Here is a 22,080-nt window from a genome sequence, read left to right on the forward strand (position 1 = left end):
GCCGCCGCCGTCAGAAGTCGATCCGGGCGCTCAGGCTCACCGTGCGCGGGTCGCCCGGCTTCACGTAGTCCGCGTACTGGTATTCCCAGTAACGACGGTTCAGCACGTTGTCGATCGACGCGCGCAGCGTCACGTCGTGGCGGCCGATCCGCGTCAGGTAACGCGCGCCCGCATTGACGACGAGAAAGCCCGGGGCGTCGAGGCCGCCGGCCGCGCGCAGCGGCGTCGCGCCGGTGAATTTCGCATCGATGCCGAGCGTCAGCCCCGGCACGCCGGGCACCGCATAGCCGATGTCGCCGGCGAGCACGAAACGCGGCGCGCCCGCGACGCGGTTGCCGTTGTTGCCGATCCCGTTCGCGTACCACGCGTCGAGCAGCATCAGGTCGAGCCCCGCGTTCCATTGCCGGCCGAGCTGCGCGGTCGCGCCGAGCTCGAGCCCCTGGAACACCGCTTCGCCATCCTGAACATAGACGTTCGCGGCGTTCGCGTACTCCGCCATGCGCTCGATGCGGAACAACGCGGCCGTCGCGCTCCAGCGCGCGTGCTCGCTCTTGATCCCCAGTTCGTACTGCTTGCTGCGCAGCGGCTTGAGCACCTGGCCGGCGTTCGCGTAGACGTCGTTCACGCGGCTGCCGGGCTCGAGCGATTCGGCGTAGCTCGCGTACGCGGTGGTCGTCGGCGCGAGCTTGAACATCACCGCGAACGTCGGCGTCACTACGCCGTTCTGGGCGTAGCCGGGATTCGTGCCGCCGGTGGGCTTGAACGAGGTCTGCGCGTAGTTCATGTAGCGCACGCCGGCGAGCACCGACCAGCGCGCCGTGAGCTGCACGGTGTCGCTCGCGAACAGCGATTTCTGCACGATCTCGCTCGTGCGGTACTGGACGAAGCCGTGCGGGCTGTCGTAGCGGTACGGGTTCGGCGCATACAGGTTGCCGGCGCCGAGCGGCACGAACACGCTGTTCGCCGAATAGTCGTTCGCCTGCTTCTGCCACGACGCGCCGATCACGATCTGGTGGCTGAACGCTCCCGTGCGTACCTTGCCCTCGACCATCGCGCGCCACTGGCTGAAGCGGTGATCTTCCATCCCGACGTAGCGGCTGTCGGTGTAGTTGCCGGCCGCATCCTGCAGGTACAGCGTGCTTTCGTTGCGGCGGCGCGTCGCCTTGCTGTAGCTGTACGCGACGTCGAGCTGCCAGTCGGGCGCGAGCTGGTACTGCAGCCCGGCCGTATAGAGCTGCAGGTTCGTGTTCAGGTACTGATCCCTGCCGCCGAGGTTCGTCGTGCCGCCGCTGATCGTCGCGGGCAGCACGCCGCCTGGATAGCTGCCGGTGAAGATCGACGGCGTCTGGCCCGTCGTGCGGCGATCCTGGTACAGCGCGCCGACATTCACCGACAGGTCGCGCGTCAGGTTCGCCTGCAGCGCGAGCGATACGCTGTCGCGGCGGATGTTGCCGTCGTTGTACGTCCGGCCTTCCTCGTGCGTCGCGTTCAGCCGCGCGCCGAACCTGCCGTCCGGCCCGAAGCGCTGGCCGAGATCGACGTGCTCGGTCCACACGTTGGTGCTCCGGTAGCCGACGTCGACGCTGCGCACGGGTTCGGCGCCCGGCTGCTTCGTCACGTAGTTGACGACGCCGCCGGGCGTCACGAAGCCGTACAGGAAACCGCCGAGCCCCTTCAGCAGCTCGACGCGATCGAGCTGCTCGTACGGCATCGTGATCCCGTACGTGACGAACGGCAGCCCGTCGATCTTGTAGCCGTTCTGCCAGTCGAGCTGCATGCCGCGCACGGTCATGTAGCTGGCCCACGCGCTGTACGCGCCGCTGTTGTCGGACACCGATGCGTCGTTCGCGAACACGTCGCCGAGCTTGTACGGCTGGCGTGCCTCGAGTTCCTCCGACGTGACGATCGTCGTCGAGAACGGTGTGTCGAGCTGCCGCAGGCTGCCGAGCGCGCCGCCCGAGATTTCGTCGCGCAGGTGCTGCGGCGAGTCGTGCGCGGCCGTGACGTTGACGGCCGGCAGCGTGGCCGCATCGGCGGCCGCCTCCCCGGCATGCGCGTGCGATGCGGCGGCGAACGCGAGGACGGCGGCGAGCCGCAGCGGATGGGATGCGGGACGGGCGCGAGGCAAGGTCATGATGTCGATTTCGTGAATGATAGTGCGAATGATTCGCATTCGTATAAAATGTCGCGAATCGTATCAAATGCGGTCGAGTGCACGTCAAATCCATGCCGAGGAAAAGGGCATTCGCCGTCTCGCCTCGCTGACTTGCCTCGTTGCCCTGCCGCGCGACGCGGGCAGCGTGCCCGACAGCCCGACTTCCACGAAAAACCGATGATCTGCCCGACTCCTTGCCGGCTCGACCGGCGTCCTTTCCGCGCGCCGGCCGCTTTCATCAGCGGGTACGCGCGATGACCGCGTTCCTGCGGCCCTGGCTGGTGCGGCTGCACCGCTGGCTTGGTCTCGCCACCGCGCTGTTCCTGTTCGTCGCGGGGCTGACCGGCGCACTGATCGCGTGGGATCACGAGCTCGACGCGTGGCTGAATCCGGTGTTCTACGACGCGCGCAGCGGCGGCGCGCCGCTTTCGCCGCTTTCGCCGCTCGAACTCGCGAACCGCATCGAGGCCGCCGACCCGCGTGTGCAGGTGACCTATCTGCCGCTCGGCGTCGAGCCGGGGCGCACGCTCGTGGTCGGCGTGCAGCCGCGCATCGACCGCGCGACCGGCCAGCCGTATGCGCTCGAGTTCAGCCAGATCGCCGTCGATCCCGCGACCGGCGCGGTGCAGGGGCGCCGCGAATGGGGCGCGCTGTCGCTTGCGCGGCTCGACCTGATGCCGTTCATCTACCGGCTGCATTACACGCTGCACCTGCCCGTGCGCGGCGGGATCGATCTCGGCACGTGGCTGATGGGGCTCGTCGGGATCGCGTGGTGCGTCGACAGCGTGATCGCGCTGTGGCTCGCGTTCCCCAGCCTGAAAAGCTGGCGCAAGTCGTTCGCGTTCCGCGTGCGGCGCGGCGGTTATCCGCTGGTGTTCGACCTGCACCGCTCGGGCGGCGTGTGGGTGTGGGGGCTGCTCGCCGTCGTGGCCGTCACGTCGGTGTCGATGAACCTCGGCAATGAGGTCGTGAGGCCGCTCGTCACGCGCCTGTCGCCGCTCGCCGAGACGCCGTACACGAATCCCGAACACTTCCCGCCCGCGCCGGCCGGCAGCGCGCCGCTCTCACGCGAGCGGATCGTCGCGATCGCCCGCGACGCGGCGCGCGGCGACGGCATCGCCGCACCGGCCGGCGGGCTGTTCTTCGCGCCGGCGATGAACGTCTATGCAATCGGGTATTTCACGCCCGGCAACGATCACGGCGACGTCGGGCTCGGCAACGCGTGGCTGTGCTGGGATGCGGCCACCGGCCGTCGGGTCGCCGCGGTCGTGCCCGGGCGCGGCTCGGCCGGCGATCTGTTCATGCAGGCGCAGTTTCCGCTGCACTCGGGGCGGATCGCCGGCATGGCGGGGCGCGTGCTCGTCAGCGCACTGGGCGTGATGATCGCGATGCTGAGCGTGACGGGCATCTGCATCTGGGTGAAGAAGCGCATGGCGCGCGCCCGCGCGGCGGGCGGCGGGCGGCGGCTGCGCCGCGTCTCGTGAGGTGAGTGGTGCGGTGAGCGGCGTGGGGGCCGACGCGCTGCCCGTCCGCCAACGGGCGGCGCCCGCCGCTATCCGCCCGCGCGCCTGCGCGCCGGCTGCTTGCCGCCGAGCGCCGCGCATTGTGCGTGGCACGGGCAGCCGATCTCGTGATCGTTGACCATGCCGGTGGCCTGCATCAGCGCATAGCAGATCGTCGAACCGACGAACTTGCAGCCGTACGCCTTCAGCGCCTTGCTGAGCGCGTCGGATTGCTCGGTCGACGCGGGCGCGTCGCGGTACGACTGCCACGCGTTCTGGACCGGCGTGCCGCCGACGAACGACCACAGGAACGCGGCGAGCGACCCGTGCTCTTCCCGGATGCGCTGCACGGCCTGCGCGTTCGCGACCGCGGCCTGCACCTTCGCGCGGTTGCGCACGATGCCCGGATCCTGCAGCAGCTTCTCGATGCGTTGCGGCGTGAAGCGCGCGACGGCATCGACGTCGAAATCCGCAAAGGCGTCGCGATAGCCCGCGCGCTTGTTCAGGATCGTCGACCACGACAGCCCGGCCTGCGCCCCTTCGAGGATCAGCATTTCGAACAGGTGGCGATCGTCGTGCGACGGCACGCCCCACTCGGTATCGTGATAGTGAGCATCCGCTTCAGTCTTTACCCAGTTGCACCGCTGCGACATCGTCTCCCTCGTTTTCAGTGTCGATTCGATCGCGTCAGCATAGCGGAAGCGCTTTTCACGGAACAGCCGGCCGAACGGCAGATGGGCGCGCGGTGTCGATCCGGTTAAGCTTGGCGCCTGTTCGAATCAGCGGGAGGAAGGCATGGCGGCATTACTTTTTGCGATCGGCATCGACGGTGGCGGCACGGGCACGCGCGCGGTGCTGGCCGACCGGCACGGGCGCGAGCTCGCGCAGGGGCGCGGCGGCCCGTCGGGGCTCGGGCTCGGCATCGAGCGCGCGTGGGCATCGATCGGCGCGGCCTGCGCGGACGCGTTCACCCGAGCCGGCCTCGCGTTCGACTGGCCGCAGTGCGCGCTCGGCTGCGGGCTCGCGGGCGTCAACAATGCCGCGTGGCTCGCCGCGTTCCGCGCGCAGGCGCCGCTCGGCGCGCTCGCGGTCGAGAGCGACGCTTATACGACCGTCGTCGGCGCGCACGGCGGCGCGCCGGGGCTCATCGTCGCGCTCGGCACCGGCAGCATCGCGGCGGCGCTCGATGCGGCCGGCGCCTGCCGGATCGCGGGCGGCTTCGGCTTTCCGTCCGGCGACGAGGCGAGCGGTGCATGGCTCGGCGTGCGCGCGCTCGCGTATGCGCAGCAGGCGCTCGACGGCCGCGTGGCGCGCGACGCGCTGGCCGACGCGCTGCTTGCCGAGATCGGCGCAGCGGATCGCGAAGCGCTCGTCCAGTGGTCGTGCGATGCGAACCAGACGATCTACGCGCGGCTTGCGCCGATCGTGTTCGCACATCGCGCGCATCCGTATGCGGCGGCGCTGATCGCGCAGGCGGGCGACGAGATCGGCAAGATGATCGACGCGCTCGATCCGCAGCAGGCGCTGCCGGTCGCGTTGTGCGGCGGGCTGGCGGACGCACTGGCTCCGGCCGTGCCGGCACGCCATGCCGCCCGGCTGCGCGCGCCGCTCGACGATTCGGCGCACGGTGCGCTGCGGCTCGCGCTGAGGTACGCGTCCGGGGTTCGTATTTGAGGCGGCGCGGGGCGGCCGAGCGGCGCCGGCTTGCCGGGGGCGGCGCCCGGCAAGCCGCGCGCGAACCTGACAACTGCCCGACGCGGCCCGGCGCGCGACGCTAGAATAGCGATTCCGCAGAGCCAACCGCGCCTTATCCCGTCCCATGTACAAAGTCATCGCCACCGATCTCGACGGTACCTTGCTGAACAGCGACCACCAGCTCGATCCGTACACGATCGAAACCGTCCGCCGGCTCGACCGCGACGGCCTGCAGTTCGTGATCGCCACCGGGCGCCACTACGCGGACGTCGCAGGCATTCGCGACGTGCTCGGCATCCGGCCGTACCTGATCACGTCGAACGGCGCGCGCGTGCATGCCCCGGACGACACGACGATCCATGCGCAGGACATCGATCCGGCAATCGTCCGCGGCCTCGTGCAGCCGGATATCGTCGGTGCGCACGGCCGCGTGATCGTCAACCTGTTCACCGACCAGGGCTGGCTGATCGACCGCGACGCACCGCACCTGCTCGAATTCCACCAGGACTCGGGCTTCCGCTACGACGTGATCGACATGGCCGCGCACGACGGCACGGATATCGCGAAGGTGCTGTACATCGGCGATCCGGCCGATCTGGCGGTCGTCGCCGAGCAGATGCGCGTGCGCTTCGGCGATGCGCTGTACGTCACGTACTCGCTGCCCGACTGCCTGGAAGTGATGACCGCGAACGTGTCGAAGGGCCGCGCGCTGCGCTCGGTGCTCGCGCGGCTCGGCGTCGACACCGGCCACTGCATCGCGTTCGGCGACAACATGAACGATATCGACCTGCTCGAAACCGCCGGCCACGCGTTCATGATGAACAATGCGAACCCCGACCTGGTCGCGCGGTTGCCGCACATCCCGCGGATCGGCAACAACTTCGACGCGGGCGTCGCCCGCCACCTGCGCACGCTGTTCTCGCTCGAAGGCGACATCGCGGGGCGCTGAATTCCCCGTTTCCGAAGGTCATTCGTGGCGGCCATCGCAAGCCCGTTATTCGCGCGAGCTGGCCCCAATGAAAAACGGGCGCCGACGGCGCCCGTTGAATCTGCCTGCCTCGCTTTTGTTCGACAGCGTGAGGCTCGCTGCTCTGCTCGCTTGACCCCGTAGTGATTTATTCGCTTGTGCGAGCGGATGCCGGCAGCAGGTCGACGGCGTTGTCACGCCCTGCGACCAGCGGGTAGATGATCCCGGCGAGTGCCGCGCCGATGATCGGCGCCACCCAGAACAGCCAGAGCTGGCCGATCGCTTCGCCGCCCACGAACAGCGCGGGGCCGGTCGAGCGGGCCGGGTTCACCGACGTGTTGGTAACCGGAATCGAGATCAGGTGAATCAATGTCAGGCAAAGGCCGATCGCGATCGGCGCGAAGCCGGCCGGTGCGCGCTTGTCGGTGGCGCCCAGGATCACGAACAGGAAGAAGCCCGTCATCACGACTTCGCAGATGAACGCCGCGCCGAGTGCGTAGTGGCCGGGCGAGCGCTCGCCGAAGCCGTTCGTCGCGAAGCCGCTGCCGACGACGTCGAAGCCCGGCTTGCCGGTCGCGATCAGGTACAGCACGAATGCACCGAGCGTCGCGCCGACAACCTGCGCGACGATGTACGGCACGAGATCGCGTGCGGGGAAGCGGCCGGCGACCGTCAGGCCGACGCTCACCGCGGGATTCAGGTGGCAGCCCGAAACATGGCCGATTGCGAATGCCATCGTCAGCACGGTCAGGCCGAAGGCAAGTGCGACGCCGGCAAAGCCGATGCCGAGGCCCGGAAAGGCGGCGGCCAGCACGGCGCTTCCGCACCCGCCGAGCACCAGCCAGAACGTGCCGAATACCTCTGCAGCGAGACGCTGAGAAAGATTCATGCAGGAAATTCCGTTCAAATGGAGTGGGTGACGACGGCGGCGCGCTTGCCGCCGCCGCCCTGATTTGGTCTGGATTATAGGAAACGAAGCGGGGCCAAGAGGGTCAACGATTGTTAAATTTGAATGGCTGACGAATGCCTTTATTAGAATAAGTCCGCATTCTCGATATAGTCGAATCGGTTAAAGATGGCAGCATTAATTTCGAAGGGCAGGGCGGCAGTGCGGATGGCGTAACGGATGCTTTGTGTCTAGGCTGGAATTGCCGGGGCCGCATCATCAAAAGGGAGTCGAAAAATGTCTCAATACGCGAAACTCAAGGCGCAGATCGCGGATCTGCAGGCCCAGGCGGATGACGTGCGCCGCCAGGAAGTGGCGGCGGTGATTGCCGATGTTCAGCGGGTGATCGCCGAATATGGACTGACTGCCCAGGATCTGGGCTTCGCGGAGCGAGCGAAGCGCGGGCGCCCGCCGAAGAAGGCGCCGCTGCCGCCGAAATACCGCGATCCGAAGTCGGGCGCGACCTGGAGCGGGCGCGGCAAGCCGCCGAATTGGATCGTCGGTAAAAACCGCGATCGTTTCCTGATCGGCTGATGCAGAGGACGTAACGAAAAGAGCCGCATCGTCGATGTGGCTCTTTCGCTATTTGCGGTCGATTCGAGACCGATTCTAGACCGATTCCCAGACGATTTCGGCGCGCATTTCCACGCCCGTTTCTCGTCCGTTCTTCGGTCGTTCCTCGCCCGTTTCCGGGCGAATTTGCGCGGCGTCAGCCGCCTGCGACCCGGCGCAGCGCCGGCTGTCTGGTCGCCGCGCAAAGTGTTTCGTAGGTGTCGACGTAGCGCTGCGCCATGGCCTTCGAGCTGAAGCGCGTATCGAAACGTTCGCGGATCGCGGTGCGCGACAGGCTGTCGATCCGGTGCAGCGCGCCGACGGCGCCCTGTACGTCCTCGACGATGAAACCCGTGACGCCGTCCTCGATCACTTCCGGCACCGAGCCGCGGTTGAATGCGACGACCGGCGTGCCGCAGGCCATCGCCTCGATCATCACGAGGCCGAACGGCTCCGGCCAGTCGATCGGGAACAGCAGCGCCTTCGCACCGGACAGGAACGCGGGCTTCTGCGCCTCGTTGATCTCGCCGATGAATTCGACGTGCGCCTCGCCGAGCAGCGGCTCGATCACTTCCTTGAAATAGTCGGCGTCGGCCTTGTCGACCTTGGCGGCGATCTTCAGCGGCAGCCCGCTTTGCGCGGCGATCCGGATCGCGGTGTCGACGCGCTTTTCCGGGCAGATCCGGCCGAGGAACGCGAGGTATTCGGGCTTCACGCCCGGCTGCGGCGTGAGCAGCGTGTCGGGCAGCCCGTGATACACGGTGCCGGCCCACGCGGCCTGCGGCAGCGGCTTGCGCTGGTTGTTCGAGATCGACACGACCGGCGCGTCGGGGAACGCGTCGAACACCGGTTGCAGTTCCGGCAGGTCGAGGCGGCCGTGCAGCGTCGTCACGTACGGCGTGTCGAGGCGCGACATCAGCGGGAACGGCAGGTAGTCGAGGTGGAAGTGCAGCACGTCGAATTCGTGCGCGACCCGGGCGACCTGCTCGAGGAGGCGCATATGGGGTGCCATCGAATCGCGGATCGACGGATCGAGCCGCAGCGCGCGCGGCCAGGCTGCCTCGAGGCGGGCCGACGTGACGGAGTCGCCGCTGGCGAACAGCGTCACGTCGTGGCCGAGTTCGACGAGCGCCTCGGTGAGGTAGGACACGACACGCTCGGTGCCGCCGTAGAGTTTCGGCGGAACGGCTTCGTAAAGCGGCGCGATCTGGGCAATTCGCATGGGTGATCTCCGATATCGACCCGGCTCGGCGTTAGAGTGCCTGCTCGGGCCCCATGTAAAACGGTCGATCGGAGCGTATGCTTCAGCGTCGGACTCCGATCCCGGACTAAGCTGCACCGGGGGCGAAGCGTGCCGACGCACGCGGGTGGCGGCGGGCGGCAGCGCTCCGGACGGCAAGCTGCGGGGCGGGCCGGCACGGCTCGCGCCGCCGCCCATTGGAGTCCATTATCGATATCGCCCTGAGGGGTTCGAGTGTTTTTTCAAACACTTAAGGCTTGTTACACGATGAAATACGCAAAAACCCCGATAAACGGGGCCGGGCGCAGAATGTGAGACGACCAAGTCTATTGTTGCGTCATCGTGAAAAAGCACTATAATTTTTACCGATCCTCGCGCCGACAGCCCCGCCAGCCGGCCTTGCGCGGCAATCTGCCGCGTAAATTCAACAATCCTCCTTTCAATTGCCTTTGTAGGAAAAATTCCTACACGGTTTACAGACAAATCCTGCGTGGCATACGCCACTTCGCTGATACCGGCATAAATGCCGTTTGGCCAAAATCCCGTTGTAAGACCATAAACATGCCGATTGCGCGCCACGAGCCGCCACGTCGGGCAAACGTTTTCATAACACGAATGGCCAAAGAAAGCTCTTTAACGGGGGAATCATGAGCGCTACCAGCGAAATGCTCAGTGAGATCAAAGAGGTCAACCTGTCGTACCTCCTCCTCGCGCAACGCCTGCTGCGGGAAGACAAGGCGATGGGCATGTTCCGCATGGGAATTTCCCAGGAACTGGCCGACGTGCTCGGGAACCTCACGCTCGCACAGACCGTGAAACTCGCCGCGTCCAACCAGATGCTGTGCCGCTTCCGCTTCGATGATCACGCGCTGCTGTCGTCGCTCGCCGACAAGGGCCGCAGCGATGTCGTCGCGCACGCCCACTCGGCCATCCTGATGGCCGGGCAGCAGGTCGAAGGCGTCCGCTGACGCTCCCTGCCCTGCGTTCGTCCCGGCGCGCCGCGCCGGCGGCCGGCGCATGGGCGTCTGATCCGAAGCAACGAGAAGCGGACGGCTAACACTTATGGCAAGCAAAAGCGTCGTGATCGAGGTGAAGGAAATCACCCTCGCCATCGAACTGATCGAACTGGGCGCCCGGCTGCAGTTGCTGGAAGCGGAGACGAGCCTGTCGCGGGATCGTCTGATCAAGCTGTACAAGGAACTGAAGGGCGTGTCGCCGCCGAAGGGGATGCTGCCGTTCTCGACCGACTGGTTCATGACGTGGCAGCCGAACATCCACTCGTCGCTGTTCTACAACATCTACCGGTTCATGCAGGACCACGGCCGCTGCGAGCCGATCCAGTCGATCGTGAAGGCGTACCGGCTCTACCAGGAGCACGTGAACCTGTCCGGCGACGAAGCCGCGCTGAGCCTCACGCGCGCGTGGACGCTCGTGCGTTTCTTCGATTCGGGGATGCTGCAGATGACCCCGTGCACGCGCTGCGGCGGCCACTTCGTCGCGCATGCGCATGATCCGCATCAAGGTTTCGTCTGCGGCCTCTGCCAGCCGCCGTCGCGTGCGGGCAAGACCCGCAAGGCCGCCGCCGCGCAGGCAGGGCAGGCGGCGCTCGCGGTATGAGCCCCTCGGGGCGGGGGCGGCGGGCCGCAGCCGGGTGCCGCGGGCAGGCGCGAGCCGCCGCGGGATGCTGGTAAACACGGCCCGGCCGCCGCCGCGCGGCGGCCAAAGTTTTCCTGCCGACTGCCGTAAACCTATTTAACGGCGGTCTCCCCGCCGGTCATTCGTGAGGGACAGGCAGTGCTGATTATCGTGGGAACACTCGTGACGCTGTTGTCCGTCTTCGGCGGTTATGCGCTGGCAGGCGGGCATCTGGGCGCGTTGATCCAGCCCGTCGAGATCCTGATGATCGTGGGTGCCGGCGTCGGCGCATTCATCCTCGGCAACGGCGGCAAGACCATCAAGGCGACGCTGCGCGTGCTGCCGACGCTCTTCAAGGGCTCGAAATACACGAAGGATGTCTACATGGAGCTGATGGCGCTTCTTTACGTGCTGCTCGCGAAGGCACGCAAGGAAGGCACGCTCACGCTCGAGGCCGACATCGACGATCCGGAAAAGAGCCCGATCTTCACGCAATACCCGAAGATCCTCGCCGATCACCACATCGTCGAATTCCTGACCGACTACCTGCGCCTGATGGTGGGCGGCAACATGAACGCGTTCGAGATCGAGAGCCTGATGGACGAGGAGATCGAGACGCACCACGCGGAAGGCGAAGGCCCCGCGCATGCGCTGATGCGCGTCGGCGACGCGATGCCGGCGTTCGGCATCGTCGCGGCCGTGATGGGCGTCGTGCACACGATGGCCTCGGCCGACAAGCCGCCCGCGGTGCTCGGCGCGATGATCGCGCAGGCGCTGGTCGGCACGTTCCTCGGGATCCTGCTGTCGTACGGGCTGATCGGCCCGCTCGCGAGCCTCGCGGAGCAGCGCGTCGCCGAGTCGACCAAGATGTTCCAGTGCATCAAGGTGACGATCCTCGCGACGCTGAACGGCTATGCGCCGGCAATCGCGGTCGAGTTCGGCCGCAAGGTGCTGTTCTCGACCGAGCGCCCGTCGTTTTCCGAGCTCGAAGAGCACGTGCGCCGCGTGAAGGCAAAGTGACGCGGAGCCCCCGATGAGCAAGAGCAAGGATCGCGCAATCGTCGTCAAGCGGGTGGCCCCGGCGAAGAAGGGCCACCACGGCGGCGCATGGAAGCTCGCGTACGCGGACTTCATGACCGCGATGATGGCGTTTTTCCTGCTGATGTGGCTGCTGAGCTCGGTCACGCCGGTGCAGCTGAAGGGGATCGCCGAATACTTCAACACGCCGCTGAAGGCCGCGCTGTTCGGCAGCGGCGACCGCAGCTCGCAGGATTCCAGCATCATCAACGGCGGCGGCCGCGACCTGTCGAGCGTCGACGCCGGCACGCTGCGCCGCACCGACGGCTCGACCAGCCTCGCGGACCGCGTCGCGAAGAAGAACGACGACGAAGCGCAGGCCCAGGCGCAGGGCTCGCTCGAGCGCCGCGAGCAGACGCGCCTGCACGACCTGCAGATCAAGCTGATGGCCGCGATCGAGGCCAACCCGACGCTGCGCCAGTTCAAGCAGCAGATCCGCATCGACTCCACGCTGATGGGGCTGCGCATCGAGATCGTCGATACGCAGAAGCGGCCGATGTTCGCGATGTCGAGCGACAACGTCGAGCCGTACATGCGCGACATCCTGCGCGAGATCGGCAAGACGCTGAACGACGTGCCGAACCGGATCATCGTCCAGGGCCATACCGACGCCGTGCCGTACGCGGGCGGCGAGGGCGGCTACAGCAACTGGGAACTGTCGGCCGACCGCGCGAACGCGTCGCGCCGCGAGCTGATCTCCGGCGGCATGGACGAGGCGAAGGTGCTGCGGGTGCTCGGCCTCGCGTCGACCCAGAACCTGAACAAGGCCGACCCGCTCGACCCGGAAAACCGCCGGATCAGCGTGATCGTGCTGAACCGCAAATCCGAAGAGGCGCTGATGCGCGACGATGCGACGACCACGACGCTGTCGGCCGACGCGGCCGGCTCGCAGCAGCTCGCGCAGCAGATCGCCCCCCCTGCGACGGTGGGCGTGCGCCCGGCGCTGGCCGGCGCCGCCGCGTCCGCGCCGCGACATTGAGGCTTCCGAGACAGACATGATCCGAACCATTCTCGCCATCGACGACTCCGCGACCATGCGTGCGCTGCTCCAGGCCACGCTGGCGCAGGCCGGCTACGACGTGACGGTGGCGCCGGACGGCGAGGCCGGCTTCGACCTGGCGGCCACCGTGCCGTACGACCTGGTGCTGACCGACCAGAACATGCCGCGCAAGAGCGGGCTCGAAGTGATCGCCGCGCTGCGCAAGCTGACCGCCTATACGGAAACGCCGATCCTCGTGCTGACGACCGAAGGCAGCGACGCATTCAAGGACGCCGCGCGCGACGCGGGCGCGACCGGCTGGATCGAGAAGCCGATCGACCCCGCCGTGCTGGTCGACCTGGTCGCGACGCTGTCCGAGCCGGCCGATTCCTGATTTGACCGCGACGACCTTATCCGGTGACCCGGCATGACTCTCGACATCACTCAGTTCTACCAGACATTTTTCGACGAAGCGGACGAGCTGCTCGCGCAGATGGAGCAGTTGCTGCTGAACCTCGACGTCGGTTCGCCCGATCCCGAGGATCTGGCCGCGATCTTCCGCGCCGCGCATTCGATCAAGGGCGGCGCCGCGACGTTCGGCTTTTCCGCGCTGACCGACACGACGCACATCCTCGAATCGCTGCTCGACCGCGCACGCAACCATGAGCTGACGCTGACCAAGGAAATGGTCGACGCGTTTCTCGAGACCAAGGACGTGTTGTCCGACCAGCTCGTCGACTACCGCGCGAGCGCCGAACCGGACGCGGCCGCCGCCGCGACGATCTGCGCGAAGCTCGAGCGGCTGAAGGCCGGCAGCGGCGCGGGCGAGCCGGCGGCAGCCGCTGCGCCGGCAGCTCCAGCCGTGCCGGCCGCGCCGGCGGCATCGGCGCAGGCCGGCGCGCCCGACCACGTGGTCGAGCAGGCCGTCGCGGCTGCGCATCCGGCCGCCGGTGGGAGCGAGCCCGCCGCGGCTGCGGACGCGGGCGGCCCGCACCTGAAGATCACGCTCGTGGGCGTCGACGCGAAGGACCAGGAGTTGCTGACCGAAGAACTCGGCAACCTCGGCCGGATCGTGGGCCGCGAGCAGGCGGGCGCCGACCTGACGCTGTGGGTCGAATCGGACGTGCCGTCCGACGACATCGTCGCCGTGTGCTGCTTCGTGATCGACGAAAGCCAGATCAAGATCGGCCGCGGCACCGCGCCGGCCGCGTCCGCGTCCGCGGACGCACCGGCAGCCGCCGCGCAGCCCGCCGCAGCCCCGGCCGCACCGGCAGCAGCCGCACCGGCGGCCGCCGCCGCGCCGGCTCCGGCCGCGCAGCCCGCCGCACCGGCGCCGCAGGCTGCCGCCGAGCCGCCCGCTGCGCAGGCCGCTCCGCAGGCCGCTCCGCAGGCCGCCGCGCAGCCGGCGCCCGCTGCGCAGGCGCACCCGCACCACGACGACAAGCGCGCGCGCCCGGCCGCCGCGGCCGCATCGGGCGCCGAAGGCAGCTCGATCCGCGTCGGCGTCGAGAAGGTCGACCAGCTGATCAACCTCGTCGGCGAACTCGTGATCACGCAGGCGATGCTCGCGGAAACCGCGAGCGCGTTCGATCCGGCGCTGCACGACCGCCTGTTCAACGGGATGGCGCAACTGGAACGCAACGCGCGCGACCTGCAGGAAGCGGTGATGTCGATCCGGATGATGCCGATGGACTACGTGTTCAGCCGCTTCCCGCGGCTCGTGCGCGATCTCGCCGGCAAGCTCGGCAAGCAGGTCGAGCTCGTCACGTTCGGCCAGGCGACCGAGCTCGACAAGAGCCTGATCGAACGGATCATCGATCCGCTCACCCACCTCGTGCGCAACAGCCTCGACCACGGGATCGAGACGGTCGACAAGCGCGTCGCCGCCGGCAAGGACGCGGTCGGCCAGCTCGTGCTGTCGGCCGCGCATCACGGCGGCAACATCGTGATCGAGGTGAGCGACGACGGCGCGGGCCTGAACCGCGAACGCATCCTCGCGAAGGCCGCGAAACAGGGCATGCAGGTGTCCGACAACATCAGCGACGACGAAGTCTGGCAATTGATCTTCGCGCCGGGCTTCTCGACCGCCGAGACGGTGACCGACGTGTCGGGCCGCGGCGTCGGGATGGACGTCGTGAAGCGCAACATCCAGTCGATGGGCGGCCACGTCGAGATCACGTCGCAGGCCGGCCGCGGCACGACCACGCGGATCGTGCTGCCGCTCACGCTCGCGATCCTCGACGGGATGTCGGTGAAGGTCGGCAACGAGATCTTCATCCTGCCGCTGAACTTCGTGATGGAGTCGCTTCAGCCGTCGAACGACGACATCTACACGGTCGGCAACGGCGAGCGCGTGGTGCGCGTGCGCGGCGAATACCTGCCGCTCGTCGCGCTGCACGAGGTGTTCTCGGTCGACGACGCGCGCACCGACCCGACCCAGGGGATCGTCACGATCATGGAAACCGAGGGGCGCCGCTTCGCGATGCTGATCGACGAACTGGTCGGCCAGCAGCAGGTGGTCGTGAAGAACCTCGAAACCAACTACCGCAAGGTGCACGGCATCTCGGCGGCGACCATCCTCGGCGACGGCAGCGTCGCGCTGATCGTCGACGTCGCGGCGCTGAACCGCGAAACCCGTGCGACGCACGGCGCCCGTGCCGGCGCCGAGCTCGCGATGATGTTCTGATGTCTCTCGCCATTTCAACCGATTGGGGGCAAACGTGTCTGCTGAAGTCCAAATGATCAATCCGGCCGCGGCGAACGCGGCAACGAGCCGCCGCGACGCGGAACAAGGCGACGCGACGGGCCAGGAATTCCTCGTGTTCACGCTCGGCGACGAGGAATACGGGATCGACATCCTGAAGGTGCAGGAAATCCGCGGCTACGACAGCGTCACGCGCATCGCGAACGCACCGGATTTCATCAAGGGCGTGATCAACCTGCGCGGGATCATCGTGCCGATCGTCGACATGCGGATCAAGTTCCATCTCGGCCGCGTCGAGTACGACCACCAGACGGTCGTGATCATCCTGAACGTCGCGCATCGTGTGGTCGGGATGGTGGTCGACGGCGTGTCGGACGTGCTGACGCTGCAGACCGACCAGATCATGCCGGCGCCGGAATTCGGCGCGACGCTGACGACCGAGTACCTGACGGGCCTCGGCACGGTCGACGGCCGGATGCTGATCCTGATGGACATCGAGAAGCTGATGTCGAGCCGTGAAATGGCGCTGATCGAGACGCTCGGCGGGTAAGCGCGCCGCGCGCGCAGGAATTTCGGGAGAATCTGCAATGTTGCATAACTGGTCGATCCGCACGACGCTCACGGCGGTCGGACTCATCCTCGTGGCGCTGGCCGCAGCCGTCGGCGGGCTCGGCCTGTACGCGCTGAATCAAGCGAGCCGCTCGCTCGACGAGATCGCGCACGTCGACCTGCCGGCGATCCATACGCTCGACGACACGTCGTCGTACCTGCTGCGCGCGCGCGTGTCGCTCGACCGCTTCCGTTCGCTGACGGAAGCCGGCAACACGGCCGACGCGGCCAAGGTGCTCGACCGCGCGCAGGAGCTGTACGCGAAGTCGAACCAGAACTGGCAGGCGTTCCAGGCCACGCCGAAGCTCGGCGTCGAGCAGGCGCTCGTCGACGACCTGACCGCGCGCTACACGACGATCGTGAAGGAAGGCGTCGAGCCCGAGTTCGCGGCCGCGCGCGCGGGCGACATGGCCGCGTACCACGCGGTCGCCGATACCAAGATCAGCCCGATGTTCGTCGCGTACGACCAGGCCGCGTCGGCCGTGGTCGCGTCGCTGCAGAAGCGCGCGGAAGATCGCCAGGCCGCGACGCAATCGCAGATCTCGCTGATGATCGGGCTGATCGCGGCCGGCATCGCGATCGCGTTCGTCGTCGTGATCGCGATCCGCTTCGCGCTGCGCGGGCTGATCGTGCAGCCGCTCGAGGACGCGATCGCGCACTTCGAGCGCATCGCCGGCGGCGACCTCACCGAGCCGGTGAACGTGTTCAGCACCAACGAGATCGGCCGCCTGTTCGGCGGCATCAAGCGGATGCAGGACGCCGTCACGACGATGGTGCAGGCCGTGCATCGCGGCACCGAGTCGATCGACGTCGGCGCGCGCGAGATCGCGACCGGCAACACCGACCTGTCGCAGCGTACCGAGGAGCAGGCCGCGTCGCTGCAGGAAACCGCGTCGAGCATGGAGCAGCTGACGGGCACGGTGCGCCAGAACGCGGAGAACGCGCGTCAGGCCAGCCAGCTCGCGGTGAACGCATCGGACATCGCGACGCAGGGCGGCGACGTGGTCGGCCAGGTCGTGTCGACGATGCAGGACATCGCGGCGAGCTCGGGCAAGGTCGTCGACATCATCGGCACGATCGAAGGCATCGCGTTCCAGACCAACATCCTCGCGCTGAACGCGGCGGTCGAAGCCGCGCGCGCGGGCGAACAGGGCCGCGGCTTCGCGGTGGTGGCGGGCGAGGTGCGCTCGCTCGCGCAACGCAGCGCGAGCGCCGCGAAGGAAATCAAGCAGCTGATCGGCGATTCGGCCGAGAAGGTCGAAAGCGGGTCGGCGCTCGTCGCGCGGGCCGGCTCGACGATGGACGAGATCGTGCAGGCCGTGCGCCGTGTGACCGACATCATGGGCGAGATCAGCGCCGCGTCGGACGAGCAGTCGACCGGCATCGAGCAGGTCAACCGCGCCGTCGGCCAGATGGATTCGGTCACGCAGCAGAACGCGGCGCTCGTCGAGCAGGCGGCCGCCGCGGCCGCGTCGCTCGAGGAGCAGACGCGCCAGATGAAGACGGTCGTCGCCGGCTGGCGCGTCGTCGGCGGCATCGCGCATGCGGCCGCGCCCGTGCGCTCCGCGCCGCCGGCGCTGCCCGCCGCACGCCCGGCGCCGCAGCCGGCCGCCGTGCCGGCGCTGCCGCAGGCAGGACACTCGGCCCACGCCCACACGCATGAACCGCAGCCCGTGAAGCGCGCCGCGCTCGCGGCCGAACCGAAGGCGCCGTCGGGCAGCGCGCCGGCCGCGGGCGGCTATGCGCCGCGCGTCGCGAAGCCGGCCGCCGCCAAGCCCGCCGCGCCGGCCGCGAAGCCCGCGCTCGTGCGCCCGGCGCTGAACGGCGAGAAGCCGGCGCCGGCCACGTCCGGCACGTCCGATGACGACTGGGAGACCTTCTAAGCCATGCTGACTGCGCGCGCTCCGCTTCGTGCCGAATCTCAGGACGCTTCGACCCGGGCCGGTGAGGCCGGGCGCGACTTCGCGTTCACGGGCGCGGATTTCGCACGCATTCGCGCGCTGATCCATCAACGCGCGGGGATCTCGCTGTCCGAGCACAAGCGCGACATGGCGTACAGCCGTCTCGCGCGCCGCTTGCGGGCGCGCGGCCTCGACACGTTCCGCGACTACCTCGACCTGCTCGAGCAGGAAGACGATCCGCTCGAGTGGGAAGCGTTCACCAATGCGCTGACGACGAACCTGACCGCGTTCTTCCGCGAGTCGCACCATTTCCCGATCCTGTCGGATTTCGTGAAGGGCCGCGACGCGCCGGTGTCGGTCTGGTGTTCGGCGGCGTCGACCGGCGAGGAGCCTTACTCGATCGCGATCACGCTGATCGAGGCGCTCGGCGAATCGGCCGCGCGCGGCGCGTCGATCCTCGCGACCGACCTCGACACGCAGGTGCTCGCGAAGGCGGAGGCCGGCATCTACACGTATGACCAGGTCAAGCACCTGGCGCCGGAGCGGCTGAAGCGCTTCTTCCTGAAGGGCACGGGCGCGCAGGCCGGCCGCGTGAAGGTGCGGCCCGAGCTGCGCGCGATGATCCGCTTCGAGCAGCTGAACCTGACCGATGCGGATTACGGGATCGCGAAGCCGTTCGACGCGATCTTCTGCCGCAACGTGATGATCTATTTCGACAAGCCGACGCAGGGGCAGGTGCTGTCGCGCTTCGAGCCGCTCGTGAAGCCGGGCGGGCTGCTGTTCGCCGGCCATTCGGAAAACTTCACGTACGTCACGCAGGCGTTCCGGCTGCGCGGGCAGACGGTCTATGAACTGACGCGCGACGCGTCGCGCGCGGCCGCGTCCGGCGGCGGCGCGCCGCGCGCGCGCATGGGCGGGGCCGCGACGCCGGCCGCCGGGGAACGCCGATGAGCGCACTGCCGATCGCGACCAATCTCTACTTCGACAACCACTTCGGGCTTCCCGGCGTGAAGCTGCTGCCGAACGAGTTCTACACGACGTCCGAGGACATGGTGCTGATGACCGTGCTCGGCTCGTGCGTCGCCGCGTGCATTCACGATCCGTACGCGGGCATCGGCGGGATGAATCACTTCATGCTGCCCGACGACGGCGCCGATGCGGGCGCGGCCGCGTCCGACTCGATGCGCTACGGCGCGTACGCGATGGAAGTGCTGATCAACGAGCTGATCAAGGCCGGCGGGCGCCGCGAGCGCTTCGAGGCGAAGGTGTTCGGCGGCGCGGCCGTGCTGGCCGGGATGACGACGATCAACATCGGCGATCGCAACGCCGATTTCGTGCGCCGCTATCTGGCGCTGGAACGCATCCGCATCACCGCCGAGGACTTGCAGGACGTCCATCCGCGCAAGGTCGCGTTCATGCCGCGCACGGGCCGCGCGATGGTGAAGAAGCTGCGGCTGCAGGTGCCGGGCGTGACCGAGCGCGAAGCCGCGCTCGCGCGCGAGGCCGACCGCCTGCGCGCCGCACGGCCGCGTCCGCACGTCGAGCTGTTCAGCACGCCGGCGACGCGGCCCGCGCCGGGCCAGCCCGGCGCGAACCCGCTCGCGAAGCAGCCGGGCGCGGCTCAGCCGGCGCGCCCGCGCATCGAGCTGTTCGGCGCGCGCGGCGGTGCGGGGGCGGGCGGCCCGGCCGCCGGAAGCCCGTACGCCGGCGGCCGCTACGCCCAGACGATATCGAAATAGCAGGAGGCATGACCGCAGTGCAGAAGATCAAAGTATTGTGCGTCGACGATTCGGCGCTGATCCGCAGCCTGATGACCGAGATCATCAACAGCCAGCCCGACATGACGGTGTGCGCGACCGCGCCCGATCCGCTCGTCGCGCGCGAGCTCATCAAGCAGCACAACCCCGACGTGCTCACGCTCGACGTCGAAATGCCGCGCATGGACGGGCTCGACTTCCTCGAGAAGCTGATGCGCCTGCGGCCGATGCCGGTCGTGATGGTGTCGTCGCTGACCGAGCGCGGCTCGGAAATCACGCTGCGCGCGCTCGAACTCGGTGCGGTCGATTTCGTGACGAAGCCGCGCGTCGGGATTCGCGACGGGATGCTCGACTACGCGGAAAAGCTCGCCGACAAGATCCGCGCGGCGTCGCGTGCGCGCGTGCGCCAGGCGCCGCAGCCGCAGGCCGTCGCGCGCGCGGCGGACAGCCACGCGGCCGCGCCGATGATCAACAACCCGCTCGTCAGTACCGAGAAGCTGATCATCATCGGCGCATCGACGGGCGGCACCGAGGCGATCCGCGAAGTGCTGACGCCGCTGCCGCCGGATGCGCCGGCCGTGCTGATCGCGCAGCACATGCCGCCGGGCTTCACGAAATCGTTCGCGCAGCGGCTGAACGGCCTGTGCCGGATCGCGGTGAAGGAAGCCGAGCACGGCGAGCGCGTGCTGCCGGGCCATGCGTATATCGCGCCGGGCCATGCGCACCTGTTGCTCGCGAGGAGCGGGGCGAACTATATTGCGCAACTGTCGGACGAGCCGCCGGTCAACCGGCACCGCCCGTCGGTCGACGTGCTGTTCCGCTCGGCGGCGACGCACGCGGGCAAGAACGCGATCGGGGTGATCCTGACCGGGATGGGCCGCGACGGCGCGGCCGGCCTGCTGGAAATGAAACGCGCGGGCGCCCACACGTTCGCGCAGGACGAAGCAAGCTGCATCGTGTTCGGGATGCCGCGCGAGGCGATCGCGCTCGGCGGCGCGGACGAGATCGCGCCGCTCGCCGACATGAGCCGCCGCGTGATGGCGCGCCTGGCGACGATGGGCGACCGCGTGCAGCGCGTTTGAATGGAATGTCACGGGGCGCGTGCCACGATACGCGTCCCGACGGGAAACGAATCTGGAAAGGAACGACGATGGACAAGAGCATGAAAATCCTGGTGGTGGACGATTTCCCGACGATGCGCCGGATCGTCCGCAACCTGCTCAAGGAACTGGGCTACTCGAACGTCGACGAGGCCGAGGACGGCCTCGCCGGCCTCGCGCGGCTGCGCGGCGGCGGCTACGACTTCGTGATCTCGGACTGGAACATGCCGAACCTCGACGGCCTCGCGATGCTGAAGGAGATCCGCGCGGACGCGACGCTCACGCACCTGCCGGTGCTGATGGTCACGGCCGAGTCGAAGAAGGAGAACATCATCGCGGCGGCGCAGGCCGGCGCGAGCGGCTACGTCGTGAAACCGTTTACGGCCGCGACGCTCGACGAGAAGCTGAACAAGATCATCGACAAGATGGCGAAGGCCGGGAGCTGACGTGAACGAGCCGATCCATGCCGCGCTGACGGGCGCCGGGTTCAGCGCCGACGGCCAGGCCGAAGGTGCCGATTTCGCGAGCGACCGCATCCTCGCGCGCATCGGCCATGTCACTCGCACGCTGCGCGATTCGATGCGCGAGCTCGGGCTCGACAAGCATGTCGAGCGGGCGGCCGAAGCCGTGCCGGATGCGCGCGACCGGCTGCGCTACGTCGCGACGATGACCGAGCAGGCGGCCGAGCGCGTGCTGAATGCGATCGAGGTGGCCAAGCCGATGCAGGCGCGCCTCCAGAACGAAGCCGAAGCGCTCGACGCGCGCTGGGCGCAGTGGTACGCGGCGCCGATCGAGCACGCGGAAGTGCGCGAGCTGATGGACGATACGCGCACGTTCCTGCGCACGCTGCCCGAATCGACGTCGGCGACCAGCGCGCAACTGCTCGAGATCATGCTCGCGCAGGATTTCCAGGACCTGACCGGGCAGGTGATCAAGAAGATCATGGACATGGTCTACCTGATCGAGCAGCAGCTCCTCACGGTGCTGGTCGAGAACATCGCGCCCGAGCGGCGCGAGCAGTTCGCGGCCACCGCGGCCGCGCTCGCCGCCGAGCAGATGAGCTCGACCGGCAGCCCCGAGTCGCTGCTGAACGGCCCGCAGATCGCACCGGAAGGCAAATCCGACGTGGTCCAGGACCAGGGGCAGGTCGACGACCTGCTCGCCAGCCTGGGCTTCTGACGATCCCGCGGGCGCGGCGCGACGTCCGGCGACGCCGCGCCTGCGTGCCCGCCCGGCCCCGGGCGAATCCTCATACGCGCCG

Annotated in this window: 21 protein-coding genes; 17 read left to right on the forward strand and 4 right to left on the reverse strand. The window is 68.2% G+C overall.

The window, feature by feature from the left end:
• Positions 1 to 10 precede the first annotated feature (10 nt).
• Positions 11 to 2,134, reverse strand: a complete 2,124-nt coding sequence (locus WT26_RS04365; RefSeq protein ID WP_069273689.1) for a TonB-dependent siderophore receptor — start codon at positions 2,132 to 2,134, stop codon at positions 11 to 13.
• A gap of 275 nt (positions 2,135 to 2,409) precedes the next feature.
• Here WT26_RS04365 and WT26_RS04370 point away from each other — a divergent pair, with 275 nt between their 5' ends.
• The gene (locus tag WT26_RS04370; protein ID WP_069272254.1) at positions 2,410 to 3,639 is read left to right on the forward strand and encodes a PepSY-associated TM helix domain-containing protein; all 1,230 of its coding nucleotides are present in this window, start codon (positions 2,410 to 2,412) and stop codon (positions 3,637 to 3,639) included.
• A 68-nt stretch (positions 3,640 to 3,707) separates the two neighbouring features.
• On the opposite strand, the gene WT26_RS04375 is transcribed toward WT26_RS04370, so the two are convergent.
• Positions 3,708 to 4,310 carry a DNA-3-methyladenine glycosylase I gene (locus WT26_RS04375; protein WP_069272255.1) on the reverse strand — a complete coding sequence of 201 codons (603 nt, stop codon included), beginning with the start codon at positions 4,308 to 4,310 and terminating at the stop codon, positions 3,708 to 3,710.
• Between the two features lie 142 nt (positions 4,311 to 4,452).
• Here WT26_RS04375 and WT26_RS04380 point away from each other — a divergent pair, with 142 nt between their 5' ends.
• Together WT26_RS04380 and WT26_RS04385 are read left to right on the forward strand one after the other, a co-directional pair.
• Complete coding sequence (locus tag WT26_RS04380) at positions 4,453 to 5,331, forward strand: BadF/BadG/BcrA/BcrD ATPase family protein (protein ID WP_069272256.1); 879 nt, start codon at positions 4,453 to 4,455, stop codon at positions 5,329 to 5,331.
• 145 nt (positions 5,332 to 5,476) lie between these two features.
• Positions 5,477 to 6,301, forward strand: coding sequence for a Cof-type HAD-IIB family hydrolase (locus WT26_RS04385; protein WP_069272257.1), 825 nt, complete (start codon positions 5,477 to 5,479; stop codon positions 6,299 to 6,301).
• 166 nt (positions 6,302 to 6,467) lie between these two features.
• On the opposite strand, the gene aqpZ is transcribed toward WT26_RS04385, so the two are convergent.
• The gene (gene aqpZ, locus WT26_RS04390; RefSeq protein WP_059667685.1) at positions 6,468 to 7,208 is read right to left on the reverse strand and encodes an aquaporin Z; all 741 of its coding nucleotides are present in this window, start codon (positions 7,206 to 7,208) and stop codon (positions 6,468 to 6,470) included.
• Positions 7,209 to 7,502: 294 nt separating this feature from the next.
• Here aqpZ and WT26_RS04395 point away from each other — a divergent pair, with 294 nt between their 5' ends.
• The gene (locus tag WT26_RS04395) at positions 7,503 to 7,799 is read left to right on the forward strand and encodes an H-NS histone family protein (protein ID WP_069272258.1); all 297 of its coding nucleotides are present in this window, start codon (positions 7,503 to 7,505) and stop codon (positions 7,797 to 7,799) included.
• Between the two features lie 175 nt (positions 7,800 to 7,974).
• Here WT26_RS04395 and WT26_RS04400 read toward each other — a convergent pair whose 3' ends face one another.
• Entirely contained in the window at positions 7,975 to 9,039 is a 1,065-nt protein-coding gene (locus WT26_RS04400) for a glycosyltransferase family 4 protein (RefSeq protein ID WP_069272259.1), read from the reverse strand.
• A 665-nt stretch (positions 9,040 to 9,704) separates the two neighbouring features.
• Here WT26_RS04400 and flhD point away from each other — a divergent pair.
• The 13 genes from flhD (at position 9,705) to cheZ (ending at position 21,998) form a co-directional block, all read left to right on the forward strand.
• Positions 9,705 to 10,025: a flagellar transcriptional regulator FlhD gene (gene flhD, locus WT26_RS04405; protein WP_027788649.1), complete on the forward strand. Its 321-nt coding sequence runs from the start codon at positions 9,705 to 9,707 to the stop codon at positions 10,023 to 10,025.
• A gap of 94 nt (positions 10,026 to 10,119) precedes the next feature.
• Positions 10,120 to 10,674 (forward strand): flagellar transcriptional regulator FlhC, encoded by a 555-nt coding sequence (gene flhC / locus WT26_RS04410; protein WP_069272260.1) that lies wholly within the window; start codon positions 10,120 to 10,122, stop codon positions 10,672 to 10,674.
• A gap of 177 nt (positions 10,675 to 10,851) precedes the next feature.
• A complete protein-coding gene (motA, locus tag WT26_RS04415; protein ID WP_011350592.1) occupies positions 10,852 to 11,712 on the forward strand; it encodes a flagellar motor stator protein MotA in 861 nt (286 codons plus the stop codon).
• Between the two features lie 13 nt (positions 11,713 to 11,725).
• Positions 11,726 to 12,748 (forward strand): flagellar motor protein MotB, encoded by a 1,023-nt coding sequence (gene motB / locus WT26_RS04420; RefSeq protein ID WP_069272261.1) that lies wholly within the window; start codon positions 11,726 to 11,728, stop codon positions 12,746 to 12,748.
• A gap of 16 nt (positions 12,749 to 12,764) precedes the next feature.
• Positions 12,765 to 13,142 (forward strand): response regulator, encoded by a 378-nt coding sequence (locus WT26_RS04425; protein ID WP_069272262.1) that lies wholly within the window; start codon positions 12,765 to 12,767, stop codon positions 13,140 to 13,142.
• Between the two features lie 33 nt (positions 13,143 to 13,175).
• Positions 13,176 to 15,434 carry a chemotaxis protein CheA gene (gene cheA / locus WT26_RS04430; RefSeq protein WP_069272263.1) on the forward strand — a complete coding sequence of 753 codons (2,259 nt, stop codon included), beginning with the start codon at positions 13,176 to 13,178 and terminating at the stop codon, positions 15,432 to 15,434.
• 52 nt (positions 15,435 to 15,486) lie between these two features.
• Positions 15,487 to 16,002 carry a chemotaxis protein CheW gene (gene cheW, locus WT26_RS04435; RefSeq protein WP_021164320.1) on the forward strand — a complete coding sequence of 172 codons (516 nt, stop codon included), beginning with the start codon at positions 15,487 to 15,489 and terminating at the stop codon, positions 16,000 to 16,002.
• Between the two features lie 37 nt (positions 16,003 to 16,039).
• Entirely contained in the window at positions 16,040 to 17,944 is a 1,905-nt protein-coding gene (locus WT26_RS04440; RefSeq protein WP_069272264.1) for a methyl-accepting chemotaxis protein, read from the forward strand.
• 3 nt (positions 17,945 to 17,947) lie between these two features.
• Entirely contained in the window at positions 17,948 to 18,913 is a 966-nt protein-coding gene (locus WT26_RS04445; RefSeq protein WP_069272265.1) for a CheR family methyltransferase, read from the forward strand.
• Entirely contained in the window at positions 18,910 to 19,701 is a 792-nt protein-coding gene (cheD, locus tag WT26_RS04450) for a chemoreceptor glutamine deamidase CheD (protein WP_069272266.1), read from the forward strand. Before WT26_RS04445 ends, cheD begins: the two co-directional genes overlap by 4 nt.
• Before the next feature lie 8 nt (positions 19,702 to 19,709).
• Entirely contained in the window at positions 19,710 to 20,801 is a 1,092-nt protein-coding gene (locus tag WT26_RS04455) for a protein-glutamate methylesterase/protein-glutamine glutaminase (protein WP_059667679.1), read from the forward strand.
• A gap of 68 nt (positions 20,802 to 20,869) precedes the next feature.
• A complete protein-coding gene (gene cheY / locus WT26_RS04460; RefSeq protein ID WP_006485893.1) occupies positions 20,870 to 21,265 on the forward strand; it encodes a chemotaxis response regulator CheY in 396 nt (131 codons plus the stop codon).
• Position 21,266: 1 nt separating this feature from the next.
• On the forward strand, positions 21,267 to 21,998 hold the full coding sequence (gene cheZ, locus WT26_RS04465; RefSeq protein WP_059528184.1) for a protein phosphatase CheZ: 732 nt from the start codon (positions 21,267 to 21,269) through the stop codon (positions 21,996 to 21,998).
• Positions 21,999 to 22,080 lie beyond the last annotated feature (82 nt).

This window comes from Burkholderia cepacia (genome assembly GCF_001718835.1).
Taxonomy (GTDB): Bacteria; Pseudomonadota; Gammaproteobacteria; order Burkholderiales; family Burkholderiaceae; genus Burkholderia; species Burkholderia cepacia_F.